At 60.2% G+C, this 17,042-nt stretch carries 17 protein-coding genes; 15 read left to right on the forward strand and 2 right to left on the reverse strand.

Annotation, left to right across the window (positions count from 1 at the left end; all coding sequences use genetic code 11):
- Nucleotides 1-37 precede the first annotated feature (37 nt).
- The 14 genes from ACYZT1_RS02605 (at nt 38) to gspM (ending at nt 14,051) form a co-directional block, all read left to right on the forward strand.
- The gene (locus ACYZT1_RS02605) at nt 38-1,456 is read left to right on the forward strand and encodes an FAD-dependent oxidoreductase (RefSeq protein ID WP_462017531.1); all 1,419 of its coding nucleotides are present in this window, start codon (nt 38-40) and stop codon (nt 1,454-1,456) included.
- Nucleotides 1,457-1,585: 129 nt separating this feature from the next.
- Nucleotides 1,586-2,653, forward strand: a complete 1,068-nt coding sequence (gene hemE, locus ACYZT1_RS02610) for a uroporphyrinogen decarboxylase (protein ID WP_462017532.1) — start codon at nt 1,586-1,588, stop codon at nt 2,651-2,653.
- A 313-nt stretch (nt 2,654-2,966) separates the two neighbouring features.
- Nucleotides 2,967-4,433 carry an N-acetylglucosamine-binding protein GbpA gene (gene gbpA / locus ACYZT1_RS02615; RefSeq protein WP_462017533.1) on the forward strand — a complete coding sequence of 489 codons (1,467 nt, stop codon included), beginning with the start codon at nt 2,967-2,969 and terminating at the stop codon, nt 4,431-4,433.
- 331 nt (nt 4,434-4,764) lie between these two features.
- Nucleotides 4,765-5,199: a type II secretion system protein N gene (locus ACYZT1_RS02620; RefSeq protein ID WP_462017534.1), complete on the forward strand. Its 435-nt coding sequence runs from the start codon at nt 4,765-4,767 to the stop codon at nt 5,197-5,199.
- A gap of 8 nt (nt 5,200-5,207) precedes the next feature.
- Nucleotides 5,208-7,136, forward strand: coding sequence for a type II secretion system secretin GspD (gene gspD / locus ACYZT1_RS02625; protein WP_462017535.1), 1,929 nt, complete (start codon nt 5,208-5,210; stop codon nt 7,134-7,136).
- Complete coding sequence (gene gspE / locus ACYZT1_RS02630) at nt 7,133-8,611, forward strand: type II secretion system ATPase GspE (RefSeq protein WP_462017536.1); 1,479 nt, start codon at nt 7,133-7,135, stop codon at nt 8,609-8,611. The genes gspD and gspE overlap by 4 nt, the downstream gene beginning before the upstream one ends.
- A gap of 6 nt (nt 8,612-8,617) precedes the next feature.
- Complete coding sequence (gspF, locus tag ACYZT1_RS02635; RefSeq protein WP_462017537.1) at nt 8,618-9,826, forward strand: type II secretion system inner membrane protein GspF; 1,209 nt, start codon at nt 8,618-8,620, stop codon at nt 9,824-9,826.
- Nucleotides 9,827-9,829: 3 nt separating this feature from the next.
- The gene (gene gspG, locus ACYZT1_RS02640; RefSeq protein ID WP_462017538.1) at nt 9,830-10,288 is read left to right on the forward strand and encodes a type II secretion system major pseudopilin GspG; all 459 of its coding nucleotides are present in this window, start codon (nt 9,830-9,832) and stop codon (nt 10,286-10,288) included.
- Nucleotides 10,288-10,755 (forward strand): type II secretion system minor pseudopilin GspH, encoded by a 468-nt coding sequence (gene gspH / locus ACYZT1_RS02645; protein ID WP_462017539.1) that lies wholly within the window; start codon nt 10,288-10,290, stop codon nt 10,753-10,755. Before gspG ends, gspH begins: the two co-directional genes overlap by 1 nt.
- Complete coding sequence (gspI, locus tag ACYZT1_RS02650) at nt 10,748-11,131, forward strand: type II secretion system minor pseudopilin GspI (RefSeq protein WP_462017540.1); 384 nt, start codon at nt 10,748-10,750, stop codon at nt 11,129-11,131. The genes gspH and gspI overlap by 8 nt, the downstream gene beginning before the upstream one ends.
- Entirely contained in the window at nt 11,124-11,666 is a 543-nt protein-coding gene (gene gspJ, locus ACYZT1_RS02655; protein WP_462017541.1) for a type II secretion system minor pseudopilin GspJ, read from the forward strand. Before gspI ends, gspJ begins: the two co-directional genes overlap by 8 nt.
- Nucleotides 11,663-12,523 carry a type II secretion system minor pseudopilin gene (locus ACYZT1_RS02660; protein ID WP_462017542.1) on the forward strand — a complete coding sequence of 287 codons (861 nt, stop codon included), beginning with the start codon at nt 11,663-11,665 and terminating at the stop codon, nt 12,521-12,523. The genes gspJ and ACYZT1_RS02660 overlap by 4 nt, the downstream gene beginning before the upstream one ends.
- Nucleotides 12,520-13,626: a type II secretion system protein GspL gene (gene gspL / locus ACYZT1_RS02665; protein ID WP_462017543.1), complete on the forward strand. Its 1,107-nt coding sequence runs from the start codon at nt 12,520-12,522 to the stop codon at nt 13,624-13,626. Before ACYZT1_RS02660 ends, gspL begins: the two co-directional genes overlap by 4 nt.
- Nucleotides 13,623-14,051 carry a type II secretion system protein GspM gene (gene gspM / locus ACYZT1_RS02670; protein WP_462017544.1) on the forward strand — a complete coding sequence of 143 codons (429 nt, stop codon included), beginning with the start codon at nt 13,623-13,625 and terminating at the stop codon, nt 14,049-14,051. Before gspL ends, gspM begins: the two co-directional genes overlap by 4 nt.
- On the opposite strand, the gene ACYZT1_RS02675 is transcribed toward gspM, so the two are convergent.
- Nucleotides 14,044-15,276, reverse strand: a complete 1,233-nt coding sequence (locus tag ACYZT1_RS02675) for an MFS transporter (protein WP_462019175.1) — start codon at nt 15,274-15,276, stop codon at nt 14,044-14,046. The two genes, gspM and ACYZT1_RS02675, sit on opposite strands and share 8 nt — an antisense overlap.
- A 167-nt stretch (nt 15,277-15,443) precedes the next feature.
- On the opposite strand from ACYZT1_RS02675, the gene ACYZT1_RS02680 reads away from it, so the two are divergent.
- Entirely contained in the window at nt 15,444-16,373 is a 930-nt protein-coding gene (locus ACYZT1_RS02680; RefSeq protein ID WP_462017545.1) for a LysR family transcriptional regulator, read from the forward strand.
- A gap of 217 nt (nt 16,374-16,590) precedes the next feature.
- Here ACYZT1_RS02680 and ACYZT1_RS02685 read toward each other — a convergent pair whose 3' ends face one another.
- Complete coding sequence (locus tag ACYZT1_RS02685) at nt 16,591-17,037, reverse strand: excinuclease (RefSeq protein ID WP_462017546.1); 447 nt, start codon at nt 17,035-17,037, stop codon at nt 16,591-16,593.
- Between the last annotated feature and the right edge of the window lie 5 nt (nt 17,038-17,042).

The raw sequence follows: 17,042 nt of genomic DNA on the forward strand, positions 1-17,042 counted from the left end.
CTTGTAGCTTGAAGCTGCTGCCAGGAGTTTTTGAAGAATGACCGACCGTCTTAGCAACGACTTCCAATTCCTCGACGTCGGGCGCAAAGATCCGAAGAAGAAACTGTTGCGTCAACGCAAGAAAGAGTTCGTGGAAATCTACGAACCCTTTAAACCACAGCACTCGGCCGATCAGGCTCACCGCTGCCTGGGTTGCGGAAACCCGTATTGCGAATGGAAGTGCCCGGTGCACAACTTCATTCCTAACTGGCTCAAACTGGTGGCCGAGGGCAACATTCTTCAGGCCGCCGAGTTGTCGCATCAGACCAACACGCTGCCGGAGGTTTGTGGGCGCGTGTGCCCGCAGGATCGTCTGTGTGAAGGTGCCTGCACCCTCAACGACGGTTTCGGCGCGGTGACCATCGGCTCGGTCGAGAAGTACATCACCGACACGGCGTTCGCCATGGGCTGGCGCCCAGACATGTCCAAGGTCGTACCGACCGGCAAGCGTGTTGCGATCATCGGTGCGGGCCCCGCTGGCCTGGGTTGTGCCGACGTGCTGGTGCGCGGCGGGGTGACCCCGGTGGTGTTCGACAAGAACCCGGAAATCGGCGGTCTGCTGACCTTCGGCATCCCCGAGTTCAAGCTGGAAAAGACCGTGCTGAGCAATCGCCGCGAAGTCTTCACCGGCATGGGCATCGAGTTCCGCCTGAACACTGAGGTGGGCAAGGACGTGACCATTGAGCAACTGCTCGCCGAGTACGATGCCGTGTTCATGGGCATGGGTACTTATACCTACATGAAAGGCGGCTTCGCTGGTGAAGATTTGCCCGGCGTGCACGACGCGCTGGATTTCCTGATTGCCAACGTCAACCGAAACCTGGGCTTTGAAAAGTCGCCGGAAGATTTCGTCGACATGAAAGGCAAAAGGGTTGTGGTCTTGGGCGGCGGCGACACAGCGATGGACTGCAACCGTACGTCGATTCGTCAGGGCGCCAAATCAGTGACCTGCGCCTATCGTCGTGACGAAGCAAACATGCCGGGTTCGCGCAAAGAGGTGAAGAACGCCAAGGAAGAAGGCGTGAGGTTCCTCTACAACCGCCAGCCGATCGCCATCGTTGGTGAGGATCATGTCGAAGGCGTCAAAGTGGTCGAGACCCGTCTCGGCGAACCGGACGCCCGTGGCCGCCGCAGCCCCGAGCCGATCCCGGGTTCCGAAGAGATTATCCCGGCCGACGCTGTGGTGATCGCTTTCGGTTTCCGCCCGAGCCCGGCTTCCTGGTTCGAGCAGTACAGCATCCAGACCGACAGCCAGGGCCGTGTCGTGGCGCCGGAGCAAGGTCAGTACAAGCACCAGACCAGCAACCCGAAAATCTTCGCCGGCGGGGACATGGTTCGTGGTTCTGACCTGGTGGTGACGGCGATCTTCGAAGGCCGCAATGCGGCTGAAGGGATACTGGATTATCTGGGCGTCTGACGACGCCAGCTTCGAGCTATAAGCTGCAAGCGGCAAGTTGAAGCAACCGCGCTTTTAACTTGCCGCTAGTCACTGTCTTTCTCCGTCTCGCTCTGAGAAAATGCCCGCACTTTTTTTCCGGATGCCGACATGACTGCCCTGAAGAACGACCGTTTCCTTCGTGCCCTGCTCAAGCAACCCGTAGACGTCACGCCTGTCTGGATGATGCGTCAGGCTGGCCGCTACCTCCCGGAATACCGCGCCAGTCGCGCCAAGGCCGGTGACTTCATGAGCCTGTGCATGAACCCGGAGTTCGCTTGCGAAGTCACCATGCAACCGCTCGACCGCTATCCGCAGCTGGACGCGGCGATCCTCTTCTCGGACATCCTGACCATCCCCGACGCGATGGGCCAGGGCCTGTACTTCGAAACCGGTGAAGGTCCGCGCTTCAAGAAAGTCGTCAGCACGATGGCCGACATCGAAGCCCTGCCGATTCCTGATCCGCACAAAGACCTCGGCTACGTCATGGACGCGGTCAGCACCATTCGCCGCGAACTGAACGGCCGTGTGCCGCTGATCGGTTTCTCCGGCAGCCCGTGGACTCTCGCTACTTACATGGTCGAAGGCGGTTCGTCGAAAGACTTCCGCAAGACCAAGGCCATGCTCTACGACAACCCGCAAGCCATGCACCTGCTGCTGGACAAGCTCGCACAATCGGTCACCAGCTACCTCAACGGCCAAATCAAGGCTGGCGCTCAAGCGGTGCAGATCTTCGACACCTGGGGCGGCAACCTCTCGGCGGCGGCGTACCAGGAGTTCTCCCTGGCCTACATGCGTAAAATCGTCAGCGGCCTGATCCGTGAACACGAAGGCCGTAAAGTGCCGGTTATCCTGTTCACCAAGAACGGCGGCCTGTGGCTGGAAAGCATTGCCGACGCCGGTGCCGACGCACTGGGCCTGGACTGGACGTGCGACATCGGCAACGCCCGTGCGCGCGTCGGCGAAAAAGTTGCCTTGCAAGGCAACATGGACCCGACCGTGCTGTACGCCAAACCGGAGGCCATTCGTACGGAAGTGGGGCGGATTCTCGCCAGCTACGGCAAAGGCAGCGGCCATGTGTTCAACCTCGGCCATGGCATCACCCCGGAAGTCGATCCGGAGCACGCCGGCGCGTTCTTGCGCGCAGTGCATGAGTTGTCGGCGCCGTATCACGAGTAACTGATTCTGCAGTATCTGACGCCTGTCCGGACGAGTGCCGGGCAGGCTTTTTTATGCGCGCAAGGAAAAACTCGTAGATAAAACATCACTGGTTGAAGGAGTGTTTTCACTCTGCCTCAGATGGCCGCACAGGTAGCTGTTTCCTGCCGCATGCCGCGACGTTTCTCGTCATGTCTTGAGATTATTCCTACATCGGGATCAAAAGTATTTCCGTAACGTTCCGGCCCGTAGCTCGGTGCCCTCCGCACCCGGCTATATCGCAAAAATTGGCGCCTCAGGCGCCTTACCTTCGATAAGCAGTCTGGAATACGTCATGAATAATAATTTCAAGAAGAGCAGTGCATTCACCACCTGCACCTCTTCAGTGATCCTGATATCGGCAATGCTCGCTTCGCAATCTGTTTCTGCTCACGGCTATCTGGACGTACCGCCTTCGCGGGCATTGCTTTGCCAAAAAGGCGTTAACACCGACTGCGGTGGCGCTCAATACGAGCCGCAAGCTGTCGGTGAAACGTTCAAGGGCTTCCCGGCAGGCGTCGGCGGTGCTCCGTTGCAGGGGCCGGTCGATGGCAAAATCGCCAGTGGCGGCACTCCGAGGTTCTCAGCCATGGACGCCCAGTCCGCCGCCCGGTGGCAGCTGACTGAAATCAAGGAACGCAACATCGACTTCCAGTGGCAATACACCGCTGCTCATCGAACGACCAAACACGAGTATTTCATTACCCGCAATGGCTGGAACCCGAACGAATCGCTGAAACGTGCCTCCTTTGAAAGCACGCCGTTCTGCACCATTGACGGCGGCGACCAGTTGCCGGTCTCCGGCACGAAACACAACTGCACCGTGCCTGAAGACAAATCGGGCCACCATGTCATCCTGGCCATCTGGACAGTTGGTGACACCGACGCGGCGTTCTACAACGCGACCGATGTCAATATCCTTGCTGAACCTTCGCTGCCTGGCGGTTGGTCTGCTGTAGGGGGCATCTCCCCTTCGACAGGGCTATTGGTCGGTGACAAGGTCAAGGCACGGGCCTTCACAGCCGACGGGGAAAGCACGCAATACAGCGTCGAAACCTCCATCGACACCGCCGAGCAAGGCCTGCCTGACAACTGGTCTTTCAAACTGGCCGAAAAAATCAACGCGACCCACACCCTTGTACGCGCCGGTGTACGTGATGAAAACGGCAACATCGAGCCGGTGAAAGGCAACAACAGCCTGTACGCGCAAAAAGAAAGCGGCGTGACCCGCTACGAAGTGCAGCTGGACATGAAGGAAGACGCGGCAGCCCGCATGTCGATCGCTTCTCAGCAAACTGAATACGTTCTGGACAAGGGCCGAGTCAAAGTCGATTTCAGCATGATCGCCAATCGCAAGATGAACGTCGAAGCGACCTTGTTCGATGAGAGCAACAAGCCTGTCGGCACGACCTCGGCCCAAGTGGACAGCGGCACTGCCCAATTGGTCATGGACGTTCGCAGCAACCCCGGCAAACACACCCTGACACTGATTGGCACCACTCTTGACGGGCGCACCACTCGCCAGGATACCCAGCCAACCACCCTCACCGGTGAGGGTGCCGGTGCCGACTATGACTTCGTTTTCCCCGAAGGCGTCAGTGGGTACACCGCGGGTACCAAAGTATTGCAGCCCAAGACCAATGAAGTCTTCGAGTGCAAGCCATTCCCTGAGTCCGGCTACTGCAAGCAGTACACCCCGACCGCCAACGGTTTTGAACCAGGCGTCGGTGCGCACTGGCAAATGGCGTGGGACAAACTCTAAGCCCACCTCGTAACACTTCTGGCGATCCGCGACGGATCGCCAGAAGGACTTTTCTTCTGATATACCGAGCTGAAAATGATCACATTGGATTATTCCACCCTGCGAGTCTGGTTGCACCGGCTGCCGGCGGCGGTCATTGGCTGGACGCTGGCCTGCACATTTTGTGGAGCCAGCTTCGAGTCCCCGAGCCTCAATCGTCAAAGTGAACACCTTGGTTGATCCAGTCGCGAAACATAGGACGTGGACAATCGAGCGTCTCGGCATTTACCTGCGAAACAGCTGCCTTCTGGTTCTGCCCATTGGCTACGTGGTGTTTTTGTTTTGGCAGGAGATGCGCTTTCGCGAAAGCATGACATTGGCGATACCAGGCATCGCTCCGGCGTCGCTGGTGCCTGCCCCTGCACCTTTGAATACGACGGCTATCGCTACATTGCTCGGCCTGACGGCTGAAGCATCGCCGTTGCCCAGCGCGGAGCCGCTGACTTTGCATGCCAGTTTCATTCAGAGCAACGGCCTCTCCAAAGCGCTGTTGGCAGACGCGCAAGGCCCGCGCCTCTATCAGGTGGGTGAGCAATTGCCGGGCGGCAGTGTCCTGCGTCGGGTCGAGGTCACTCAGGTTGTGCTGTGGAACAAGGGGCGCGAAGAACTGTTGGCGCTGCAGCCAGCCACCGCACCTTTTCTGCGTCCGTTCGAAGCGCCAAAACAGACATCGGCGCCCGCCGTTTCAACGCGTTTTTTACGCCCGCTTTCCGGGCAGTCAGAGTGATCAATCCCATGAACAGCTTCACCGGCGCGCAGATGCTGCGCTCCCTGTTTTTATTTGGCATTTTTACGTTGGCGAGCGTTCCCGGCCTGCTGCGGGCGGAGGAACAAAAGTGGCAGCTGGCGATGAACAATGCCGAACTGCGCGATATCGTCGAAGAGTTCTCGACCATTCTCGGCACAACGGTAGTGCTCGACCCCAGAGTGAGCGGGCGCATCACTGTCATGTCTCAAAAAGCCCTCGACCGCGAAGGCGTTCGCCGGTTGTTCTATTCGGTGCTGGATGCCCACAACTTCACGGTCATTGATGAAGGCGACCGAATCCTGATCACGCCGGTCACCGAAGCCAAGAGCCGAGCGGGCCAAGGCATGACGACGAATGCCACGCCATCGCAGTTCATCACTCAGGTCATCGAACTCGACACCAGCAGCGCGTCGGACATTGCCGGTCTGGTGCGGCCGCTGGTCTCGGTCAACGGCTATGTCGGCCCGTCCGTTTCGGCGAACGCGCTGGTCGTCACCGATACTGCCGCCAATGTCGGCCGTATCGCCAAGGTCGTGGCTCAGCTCGATTCCGGTCAGAACAACCTGCATGCCGTGGTGCAATTACGTCACGCCCAAGCCGCGGATGTGGCGACCATCATCGAATCCTCGCTGGGCAAGCGCAACGCTGATACGGCGATCCAGGTGCTGGCCGACAGCCGTACCAATCGGCTGATTCTCATTGGCCCAACCGCCGTTCGGCAGCGCCTGCTCGACCTTGCTCGCGGTCTTGATACCCCGGCGACCGCGAACCTCGACAATGCCCGCGTTATTCGTTTGCGCCACAGCGATGCCAAGCAATTGGCCGAGGTGCTGGAAACCATGGGGCAGGTCAGAAAACAGGCATCCGCCATCAGTGGTGCCAAGGATAATTCTCCCAGCGCGACGTTCATGATCAAGGCTGACGAAAGTCAGAATGCCCTGGTGCTGATCGCCGAGCCTGCACAGATTCGCACCATCGAAAACATCGTCCGCCAGTTGGACCAGCCGCGAGCCCAGGTGCTGATCCATGCCGCCATCGTCGAAATTTCCGGCGACATCGCTGAAGCCGTGGGTGTCCAGTGGGGCTTGAATACCGGCAGTGCCAAAGGCTTCATCAATTTTCCCGGCACTGATATTCCGATCGTGGGTGGCCTGAACTTTGACGAAACAAAATCTGCACCGGAAGGCGCGGTCCTGCAGCTGGGCGGCGACCGCTTCGGAGCATTGATATCGGCGCTGGCCAGCAACACGCGCAGCAACCTGCTATCCACGCCAAGCCTGCTGACGCTGGACAATCAGCAAGCCGAAATCATCGTCGGCCAAAATGTCCCGTTCAAGACAGGCTCTTACACCACCGGCAGTGACGGCGCGGATAATCCGTTCACCACCGTCGAGCGCAAGGACGTTGGCATCAGTCTGAAGATAAAGCCGTATATCAACGAAGGATCAACGTTACGTCTGGAGGTGGAGCAAGAGGCTTCGGACATTGCGCCCTCGGTTTCCGGCATCGATTCTTCCGATTTGATCACCAACAAACGCGCGCTCAAGAGCACCATCCTCGCGGACGATGGCGAGATCATCGTGATCGGCGGTTTGATTCGCGACAGTGTGCGCACCCAGCGCAGCGGTGTGCCGTTACTACGGGACATTCCTTATCTGGGCGCACTGTTTCGCTGGAGCCGGGATACGCAAACCAAAAGTAATCTGATGGTGTTCCTGCGACCGACCATCGTGCGCAGCAGAGAAGACCTGGCGGATGTGAGCCAGCAGCGCTACAACGCGCTGCGCGACTTGAGCCAGCCGGGTGCGCAGGGCAACAATTCCTTGCTGCTGCCCGCAGAATCGCGCCACTTGTTCGACCCGGTCAGCGATGCACCCGTGTTCGATTTGCGCAAACAAACGCCGGTGGCTCCATGAACGAAACGGGTGGCAGCCCTACGCAATTACCGTTCGGCTTCGCCCGGCGTTTTGGCGTGTTGCTGGAGCGCGAAGGACCTGAACCGATCCTCGCATTACGTGCCGATACGCCGCTGACCGCAGTGGCTGAAGCGCGCAGGGTGTGCGGCCGGGATCTGCCTCTGAGAATGCTCGAAGCTGAAGAATTCGCCAAGCGTCTGGCCGTCGCTTACCGCGAAGGACAGAGCGCGGCGGAGCAGGTTGCGCAAGGGCTGGACGACGAACTCGACTTGCTCAGCCTGGTCGATCAAGTGCCGCAGACCGCCGACTTGCTGGAGCAGCAAGGCGATGCGCCGATCATCCGCTTGATCAACGCCCTGCTCAGCGAAGCGGTGCGCGAGCAAGCTTCGGACGTGCACCTGGAAACCTTCGAGCAGTACCTCTCGGTGCGGATGCGGATCGATGGGCAACTGCGCGAAATGCTGCGACCGCGACGAGAGCTGGCGACCTTGCTGGTGTCGCGAATCAAAGTCATGGCGCGCCTGGACATTGCGGAAAAACGTGTGCCGCAGGATGGTCGAATAGCGCTGCGGCTGGCCGGGCATGAGGTCGATGTGCGGGTCTCGACATTGCCTTCTGCGCACGGTGAACGGGTAGTGCTGCGCCTCCTCGATAAACAGGCGGGACGCCTTGAGTTGCCACGACTGGGCATGCCCGAAGACACGCTCGCCGTGTTGCGCCAACTGCTCGCCAAACCTCACGGCATCCTGCTGGTGACCGGCCCGACCGGTTCCGGCAAGACCACCAGCCTGTATGCCGCGCTGAGCAGCCTCAATGATCAGACGCGCAACATTCTGACGGTCGAAGATCCCATCGAATATCACCTGCCCGGCGTCGGGCAGATGCCGGTCAATCCCAAAGTGGACATGACATTCGCCCGCGGCTTGCGGGCGATACTGCGTCAGGACCCGGACGTGGTGATGGTCGGCGAAATCCGTGATCGCGAAACCGCGGAAATCGCCGTGCAGGCGTCGTTGACCGGGCATCTGGTGCTCTCGACCTTGCACACCAACAGCGCGGTGGGCGCGGTCACGCGGCTGGTGGACATGGGCGTCGATCCCTACCTGCTGGCGTCATCGCTGGTGGGCGTCCTGGCGCAGCGTTTACTGCGCAGGTTGTGTCCGCATTGCAAGGTGGCGTCCAGCGCCGATGCCTTGCAGTGCCAGCGTCTGGGACTGAGCGCTTCGACATCGCCGCAACTGTTCTCGGCGGTGGGCTGTGAGCGCTGTCAGCACGGTTATCGAGGCCGTATCGGGATCTACGAGCTGATCAGCATCACCCCGGCAGTGTCCGCCCTCATCCATCAAGGCGCCAGCGAGCAGGCGTTGCTCCAGGAAACACGCAAGCTGTCGCGCAGCCTGTTTCAGGACGGTCGGCAACGGGTGCTGGACGGTGTGACCAGTCTGGACGAACTGCTGCGAGTCACTCAGGAGTAGTAAACGTTGCCGACCTTCGATTACCGCGCTGACGATGCTGACGGCCGACGCTGCAAAGGGCGCCTGGAAGCCGACAGTCCACGCCATGCGCGACAGCTGATGCGTGAGCGCGGCCTGTGGCTGCTGGAGCTGAGTGAGGTGGCGAGTGCCGCCGGTTCAGGCGCTCAGCCTCGCGGCGCGCGCATGAGTGCGGCGGATCTGGCGTTGCTGACTTTGCAGCTGTCCACTCTGATTCAGGCGGGATTGCCGCTGGAAGAAGCGCTGGAGGCCGTGGCCAAACAGAGCGCCAGGCGCAAGGTCGCGGGCGTGCTGTCGGTGGTCCGGAGTCGGGTGATGGAGGGCCATGCTCTGTCGATGGCGCTCGGGCAGTTCCCCAAAGCGTTCCCTGAATTGTTTCGCGCCACCGTCGCGGCAGGGGAACGTTCCGGGCATTTGGGCCAGGTGCTGGAACAGTTGGCAGCCTACACCCAGGCGCGTCAGGCCTCGCGGCAAAAAATCCAGATGGCCTTGGTTTACCCGCTGATTCTGATGCTGGCGAGTGTGGCAATTGTCGGTTTTCTGCTCGGTTACGTGGTGCCCGACGTGGTGAAAATTTTCGTCGACAGCGGTCAACCGCTGCCTTGGCTCACCCAGGCGCTGATCGGCCTGAGTGACGGTTTGCGTAACCATGGACTGCTGGTCACAGGCGTTTTGGGAGCGTTGATCAGCCTTTGGCGCTGGAGTTTGCGCCAACCCGAATGGCGTCTGCGCTGGCATCGGCTGGCGTTGCAAATCCCGGTTGCCGGCGAGGTGTTGCGAGCGATGGAAGCGGCGCGATTTGCCAGCACGTTGGCGATTCTCGGCAAGAGTGCCGTGCCGCTGGTAGACGCGCTGGAGATCGCCGCTGCGGTGATCGGCAACCTGACGATTCGCGCCCGCATGGTCGACGTCGCGCGCTCGGTTCGCGAAGGCGGCACCCTGACCCGAGGCCTGGAACTGAGCGGCGACATCCCGCCGATGATGCTGCACATGATCGCCAGCGGCGAACGTGCCGGCGAACTTGACCAGATGCTGGTGCGCGCTGCCGAACAACAGGAAAGCAGCCTGGCGGCACGTATCGCACTGGTCGTCAGTCTTTTCGAACCGGCCATGCTGGTGGTGATGGGTGGCGTCGTGCTGCTCATCGTCATGGCCATTCTTCTACCGATTCTCAGCCTCAATCAGTTGGTGAATTGATCCATGAAATCCTTACGCAACAACACGCCTCTCGCCCAGCGCGGTTTTACCCTGATCGAAATCATGGTGGTGGTCGTCGTCATCGGTGTGCTCGGGGCCATCGTGGTGCCGCAGTTCATGAGCCGGCCCGATCAGGCCAAAGTCACCGCGGCCAAAATCGATGTCCAGGCGATTGCCACTGCGCTGGAAATGTACCGCCTCGACAACTCTCACTATCCCTCGACGCAACAAGGGCTCGAAGCGTTGAGCAAACGTCCTTCGGGCACGCCCGCTGCGCGGAACTGGAACCCTCAGGGATACCTGAAAAGCCTTCCGGTGGACCCGTGGGGCACGCCTTATCAATTCCTCAATCCGGGTGTTCAATCCGTTGATGGCAGCTACGACCTGTACTCGTTGGGGTCCGACGGTGTTGCCGGTGGCGAAGGCCATGCCGCCGACATCGGCAACTGGACGGCTGACTGATGCGACAGCGTTGCCGGGGATTCACCTTGCTCGAATTGATGATCGTGATTGTCTTGATCGGGGTGCTGCTGGGCATGGTGAGTTTTGCCACCGGGCCGAATCCGGCGCGTCAGGCCCGGCAGGAAGCAGAAGGCATCGCCGGCATGATCCAGCAGCTGCGTGAACGAGCGGTGCTCGAAGGGCAGGAATATGGTTTGCGCCTCAGCGTTGACGGGTATCGGGCGATGGCTCTGGAAGGTGAGGGCTGGCAGCCGCTCGCGGCGTTAAATCGATGGCCGGAAAATCTGCGACCGCAACTTGAGGTGGACAGTCAATTCGTGGACCTGGGCGTCGACGACGGACCACCGCAATTGCTGATGCTCAGCAGCGATGAAACCAGCGCTTTTTCGCTGACCTTCGCCAGTGCAGACACGACGTGGCTTAACCTTTCCAGCGACGGCATCGGCGAGGCAGTGATCGATGGTTAAGAGGGTGTCGGTGTCGCGCATGCGCGGGTTTACCTTGCTGGAAATCATGGTTGCGTTGGCGATTTTTTCGACGTTGGCGGCGGCTGCGCTATCGGCCAGTCAATATGTCGTCAAACAGACCGGTCGGGTGGAGGAGCGGCTGGTTGCCGCGTGGTTGGCGGATAATCAGTTGAACGAATTGCGCCTGCAGTCCGGGGTGGCGGTCGGTCAATCGCAAGATATTGTGGCGATGAATCGTCGCGATTGGCTGCTGCAACAACGCGTCAGCACCGCAAGTGATCAGCGCCTGCTTCAGGTCGATATTGACGTAGGCCTTGCCGGTGGCGAGCAGACGGTCCATCGCGCCAGTGGCTGGATACCCGCCCGTCATGAATAGGCAACTTGGCTTTACCCTGCTGGAACTGGTAATCGCTCTGGCAATTTTCGCTGTGTTGGGGCTCGCCAGTTGGCGATTATTCGACACCGTAGTCCGCACGCAACAGAGCGTTGCTGCTCACGAAAATGAGTTCCGCAGCCTGCAACGGGCCGTGGCGGTGATCGAGCGCGATCTGCTGCAGGCCACCGAGCAGCCTGTTGTGTTGACGACGGGCGTGCTGCAATTGCAGCGCAGCAACTGGCGTAATCCACTGGATCAGCCGCGCAGTGAACGGCAAACGCTGAGCTATCGACTCGTCAATGGCACGCTCTGGCGTGAGAGCCAGGCTGAACACATTCCAGTGGTGCAGCGGCAAAAGCTGCTCGACGATGTTCAGCATCTGAGCTGGCGGCTGTTCGCCGCTGAAGGCGGATGGCGCAGCGATTGGCCGGCCGAGCGTGGTTCGAAGGCACCCATGGCGTTGGAACTGCAGGTGTCGACCGGGCGCTTCGAATCGATCCGTCGCGTGTTGCTGTTGCCCGGTGCATTGCCATGAACGGTCGGCAACGTGGCATCGCCTTGATCAGTGTCTTGCTGGTCATGAGCCTGGCGCTACTGATCACCGGCGCCTTGCTGCGTGACCATCGAGTGTCGCTGCAAAGCAGTGGGCAACAGCTGCAGCAACTCCATCTGCGCCAGCTCGCCATGGCCGGTGAAACATGGGCGCTGGCGCTGCTGCAGGAAGCATCAGCGGCGGCAGCAGCCGGGCAGAAAAGCGTCGACCTGACTCAGGACTGGGCGCGCTCGGCCCCCGATTTCGCTTTGGAGGACGCACAAGTCGACGTTGCAATCGAAGACCTGGCCGGACGGTTCAATCTCAATTCGCTGTTGCTCGAGGGCAAAATCGATCAGGTGACTCTCGGCCGCTGGGCGCGCTTGTTGGCCTTGCTCGGTCTGCCGCCGCTGGAGCTGGAACAGGTGGGGGCTTTGCGCGAACTGAGCCAGCTGCGGCTTCTGCCAGGCGTCGACGGGCAGTTGCTGCAACAACTCGAACCTTGGGTGGCGTTGCTGCCCAAGGAGGCGGCGTTGAACGTAAACACCGCCCCGACGCTGGTGTTGCAAACACTCGATGGCCTGGAGGCGGCAACGGCGGACGCACTGGTACGCCAGCGTTCCACCCGCGCATGGGCAAGCGTTCAAGCGTTCACGCACGACCCGCTTCTCGCCGATGCGACCCTGAGCAGCCATGGCCTCGGCATCGGCAGTCGCTGGTTCCGAATCACCGTAAAAGTGTCCCAGCGCCAGCGCACATTGCGGCTCGCCACCGATGTCGAACGCGACCTCAAGACCCATCGTCTGAGCGTCCTGCAACGACGTTTTCTTCCTTTTAGCAGCCCCGAGATGTCGCGATGAATACCTGGCTTTACCTCACCCCCGAAGGTTGCGCCGAGGCGTCGAACGAGTGGCCTTGCTGCGTGTGGTCAGGGGCCGGTCAGCGGCAGTTGTTGCCGCTGAATCAAGTCGCGCAGACGTTGCAGGGCCAAACGATCATGGTCATGTTGCCAATGGAGTTGTGCAGTTGGGTACGCACTGATCCGTGGCCGTCCCGACGCCGGCCGAGCACGCCAACCCTGGTGTTTTCGGTGGAAGATCAGTTAAGCGAGCCGCTGGAACAGTTGCATCTGAGCGCAGGCCCGCGTGACCGGGACGGGCGTTATCCGCTGATGGCGATCAATCGTGATCGATTTGCCAGGGTTCTGGCATTGCTGGCGGAGTCGGGCATTGAGGCGCGTTCAGTGTTCGTCGATGCCGATCTTTTACCCGCCGATCAACCGCGGGGCGTTTGGTGGTTCGGGCGTTGGCTATTGGGTGGAGCGCTTAATGTGCGCATGGCGCTTTCGAAGGCTGATCTGCAGCTGCTTGGACCGGCCTTGTCCAACGACGCGCTATGGCTCGACGAGCGTCAGGGAACAGATGCGTTCGAGCAATGGATGACTGCGCGAAACACACAGGCAATCGATCTGATGCAGGGCGATTTCGCTGCGCGTCGAAAACGTCTGCCTTGGCGTCCGGCGTGTCTGGCGCTGCTGACTTTGTTGCTGATGACCTGGGCGGCCGGTGAAACACGAATTCGTTTCCTTGCCAGTGAAACTCAACACCTCGCCGGCCGGAACGAAGATCGCTTCAAAGCGCTGTACCCGGATCAGCAGCGCATCGTTGATGTTGCAACGCAACTGAAAATGCTCCAGAGCCCGCGTATTGAACCACAGAACACGCGTATCAGCGGTCTGGTGAAACTGGTTGAGCAAGTCGTCGGTGCCAGCCACGTCGAGGTTCGGCGAATCGAATATCGCGTCGGTGGTGGCTGGAAAATCCTGCTGACCGCCAACAGCTTTGCCGAGCTTGAGCAACTGCGCGAGCGCGGACGTCAACAGGGCATGCCCATTAGCCTCGACAGTGCGAGTAAACAGAGCGACCGGGTGCAGGCGACCCTGAGCGTGGAGGATGAGGCATGAAGGCAATATGGCGAGGTATTTCCCGTCGCGAGCAACGGCTGCTGCAAGCGTTGGGCATTTTTTTACTGGTGGTCGTGGCGTTCAGTCTGATCTGGCAGCCGACACGCCAGCGTTTGGCAAGCGCCGAGCGTCAATATCTGCAGCAACAACAGCTGTCAGTCCAGCTGCAGCAGGCGCAGCCGCAAGGCAAGCTATCCGCCATCACCCAACCCTTGTCACTGCACGTCAGTGAAAGCACGACAGTGGCGGGGCTGGACATTGCTCAAATGGAAGCCGACAACGAGGGATTGCGTCTGACCCTCAGTGGTGATGCAAAAGCGTTGCTGCAGTGGCTGGACCGCATAGAGCGTGAAGGCGTTGCGCTGCATTCGCTGACCCTGGAAAAGCGTGATGCGGTGCTTGAGGCTCGGCTGGTGCTCAGGTAGTCGGGGTGCTTCCCGGCAGCAACGGCAATTTCGCCAGCTTCAACGCAATCAACAACGCCACCACCAGCAACGCTGCGATGAACAGCCCGATCCCGTTCCACCCGCCCAGGTGCCAGAACGCCCCGCCCGCCGTCCCCGCAATACTCGACCCGGCGTAGTAACTGAACAGATAGAGCGAAGAGGCCTGCCCTTTGGCTTTGAGGGCGCGACGGCCGATCCAGCTGCTCGCCACCGAATGTGCGCCAAAGAAGCCGAAGGTGAAAATCAGCATGCCCATGATCACCAGCGGCAGCGGCGTAAACAGGGTCAGGCCGAGGCCCACAAGCATCACAGCGATGGTCGCCCATAGAACCTTGCGGCGTCCGAGCCGGTCCACCAGTGCACCGATTTTCGCCGAGCTGTAAATGCCGGACAGGTACACCACCGACAGCAGGCCGACGTAGGCCTGGTCCATGTTGTACGGCGCAGCCAGCAGGCGATAGCCGATGTAGTTGAACAGCGTGACAAACGCGCCCATCAGGACGAACGCTTCGAGAAACAACAGCGGCAGGCCGGCATCGCGAAAGTGCTGGGTGAAGCCGTCGATCAGGCTGCGCGGGTGCAGCGAGCGGGGGCGGAAGTTGCGCGACTGCGGGAGGATCTTCCAGAACACCGCCGCTGCGATCAACGCCAGTGCGCCAATGACCAGCATCGCCATGTGCCAACTGACGAAATCGATCAATACCCCGGTAATCAAGCGTCCGCTCATGCCGCCGATGGCGTTGCCAGCAATATACAAGCCCATCGCGAGACCGATGTGTTGCGGGTGGATTTCCTCGCTCAGGTAAGTCATGGCGACCGCCGCCAGACCACTCAACGACAAGCCGATCAACGCACGCATCAGCAGCACCCCGTGCCAGCTCGGCATCATCGAACTGGCAAGGGTGCACAGGGCCGCGGCAAACAGCGCCGCGACCATGACCGGTTTGCGTCCGACCCGGTCCGAGATCGGGCCGGTGATCAGCAGACCAAAGGCGAGCATGCCGGTGGCGACCGAAAGAATCAGGCTGCTCTGCGCTGCGTTGATCGAGTACTCGTGGGACAGCAACGGCATCATCGGTTGCACGCAGTAGAGCAGCGCAAACGTCGCAAAGCCGCCACAGAACAGCGCCAGCACCGTGCGCATGAACATCGGCGTGCCTTTCTCGATGTAGATCTCCTTGAGCTCGGCGACGACATCATCCAGCGCAGCAGGCGGGACTTCATGGGCGAGTGGAGCAACAGCAGTTTTCACGTCAGACCTCGGAGGGGGCAGCCGGTCAGGCAATGGAAAAAAGCATATAGCCGCCTAATGATTCAATCCAATATATTGTTCGACCTGTTTGAGATGTTTTGCGACCTAATGGAGTCTTCATGGAATTGCGTCACCTGCGCTACTTCATCGCCGTCGCCGAAGAACTGCACTTCGGCCGCGCCGCTCAGGTGCTGGGCATCTCGCAACCGCCCCTGAGCCAGCAGATTCAAGCGCTGGAACAGGAGGTGGGCGCGCGGTTGTTTGAGCGAACCAATCGTCGGGTCGAGCTGAGCGAGGCTGGGCGGTTGTTTCTGCAAGAGGCGCGACTGGTGCTGGCGCAAGTCGACAAGGCAGCCGATGTGGCGAGGCGCGCGCAGTTGGGCGAGTTGGGTGAATTGAAGATCGGTTTTACTTCATCCGCACCGTTCAATTCGACCATCCCGCAGGCGATTTTCGCCTTTCGCCAGCGGTTTCCGGCGGTGCACCTGCACCTGCGGGAAATGAGTAGCACCCAGGTTGCCGATGCGCTGGTGGATGAATCGATTGAAGTGGGGATCATGCGGCCGCTGGGCTTGCCGGACTCGCTTTGTGTCGTGGAATTGATGCGTGAACCGCTGGTGGCGGTGCTCAGTTCCAAACATCCGCTGGTCAGCGGGAGCGAGGAAGGTTTGTTCCTGTCGGCATTGGCGCTCGAGCCGTTCGTATTTTTCCCGCGCAGTTACGGCAGTGGTCTGTACGCGCAGTTGCTCAACCTGGCGCGGGACGCGGGATTCAGCCCGCACTTTGCTCAGGAAGCTGGGGAGGCCATGACCATCATCGGCCTGGTTGCGGCAGGGTTGGGGGTCTCGGTGTTGCCCGCGTCGTATCAGCGGATGCGCATTGACGGTGTGGTCTATCGACCATTGCTGGATCCCGCAGCGGTATCAGCGGTGTGGCTGGTGCAACGCAAGGACCAGAAGTCGCCGATGGCGAGGGCGTTCGTGGAGTTGTTGACGAGCAGGGTTGAGCCGATGGAAGGGGTGACTGGGACTTTCTGTCCCAGCAAGTGAAACGATTACCCTGAAAACAACACAGTTCCCGTAGTAGCTGGCGAAGCCTGCGTCCGGTTGCGCAGCAGCCGCATCAACGGCTGATGCGACCTGTTGTTTTGACTGCGCTTTACTGGTTAACGACCGCTGCACAGCTGATGCGGCCAGACGCAGGCTGCGCCCGCTGCTGCAGGTTGTGCGTCGTTGCAGCGAGCGATAGCGCTCGCACACTCCGCCCTTACTGAACCTTCGCCAGATCACCTTTCAACGCAACCCCCGCCATGATCGCGCCGGCGTGGCATTCGTAGTTTTTGGCATCCTTGCGCTCGTTGCTTTTGTAGAAACTGACGATGTTGGTCACCGCGTTGGCGCCGGCGTTTTTGGCGGCCTGGTGCAGGCTGATGATGGCCGACTGTGCAACCCATTCACAGGCGACTTCGTCAGACTTGTTGAAGGCGTTGGTTTTCTTGTTGGTGACCGCGCCCGCGCTCAAGACGGTGACCGGGCCGGCAGGGGTATTGCCCGCCAGGTAGAACTTCACGCTCCCGTCAATTTTGCCGGCGCGAGTGGCTTCGGCAACGGCTTTGTCCAGTGGCAGATAAACGGCGGTGTCACGTGCCTGACTGACGGCCGGGAGGGTGCAGATCAACAAGGTGGCGGCGGTAGCGATTTTTTTTAAGTGCATGGAGG

Source organism: Pseudomonas sp. PB3P13 (assembly GCF_054897735.1).

Coding starts and splice junctions, on each gene's coding strand:
- ACYZT1_RS02605 (WP_462017531.1), top strand. CDS start 38: ATGACCGACCGTCTTAGCAACGACTTCCAATTCCTCGACGTCGGGCGC.
- hemE (WP_462017532.1), top strand. CDS start 1,586: ATGACTGCCCTGAAGAACGACCGTTTCCTTCGTGCCCTGCTCAAGCAA.
- gbpA (WP_462017533.1), top strand. CDS start 2,967: ATGAATAATAATTTCAAGAAGAGCAGTGCATTCACCACCTGCACCTCT.
- ACYZT1_RS02620 (WP_462017534.1), top strand. CDS start 4,765: ATGCGCTTTCGCGAAAGCATGACATTGGCGATACCAGGCATCGCTCCG.
- gspD (WP_462017535.1), top strand. CDS start 5,208: ATGAACAGCTTCACCGGCGCGCAGATGCTGCGCTCCCTGTTTTTATTT.
- gspE (WP_462017536.1), top strand. CDS start 7,133: ATGAACGAAACGGGTGGCAGCCCTACGCAATTACCGTTCGGCTTCGCC.
- gspG (WP_462017538.1), top strand. CDS start 9,830: ATGAAATCCTTACGCAACAACACGCCTCTCGCCCAGCGCGGTTTTACC.
- gspH (WP_462017539.1), top strand. CDS start 10,288: ATGCGACAGCGTTGCCGGGGATTCACCTTGCTCGAATTGATGATCGTG.
- gspI (WP_462017540.1), top strand. CDS start 10,748: ATGGTTAAGAGGGTGTCGGTGTCGCGCATGCGCGGGTTTACCTTGCTG.
- gspJ (WP_462017541.1), top strand. CDS start 11,124: ATGAATAGGCAACTTGGCTTTACCCTGCTGGAACTGGTAATCGCTCTG.
- ACYZT1_RS02660 (WP_462017542.1), top strand. CDS start 11,663: ATGAACGGTCGGCAACGTGGCATCGCCTTGATCAGTGTCTTGCTGGTC.
- gspL (WP_462017543.1), top strand. CDS start 12,520: ATGAATACCTGGCTTTACCTCACCCCCGAAGGTTGCGCCGAGGCGTCG.
- gspM (WP_462017544.1), top strand. CDS start 13,623: ATGAAGGCAATATGGCGAGGTATTTCCCGTCGCGAGCAACGGCTGCTG.
- ACYZT1_RS02680 (WP_462017545.1), top strand. CDS start 15,444: ATGGAATTGCGTCACCTGCGCTACTTCATCGCCGTCGCCGAAGAACTG.
- ACYZT1_RS02685 (WP_462017546.1), bottom strand. CDS start 17,037: ATGCACTTAAAAAAAATCGCTACCGCCGCCACCTTGTTGATCTGCACC.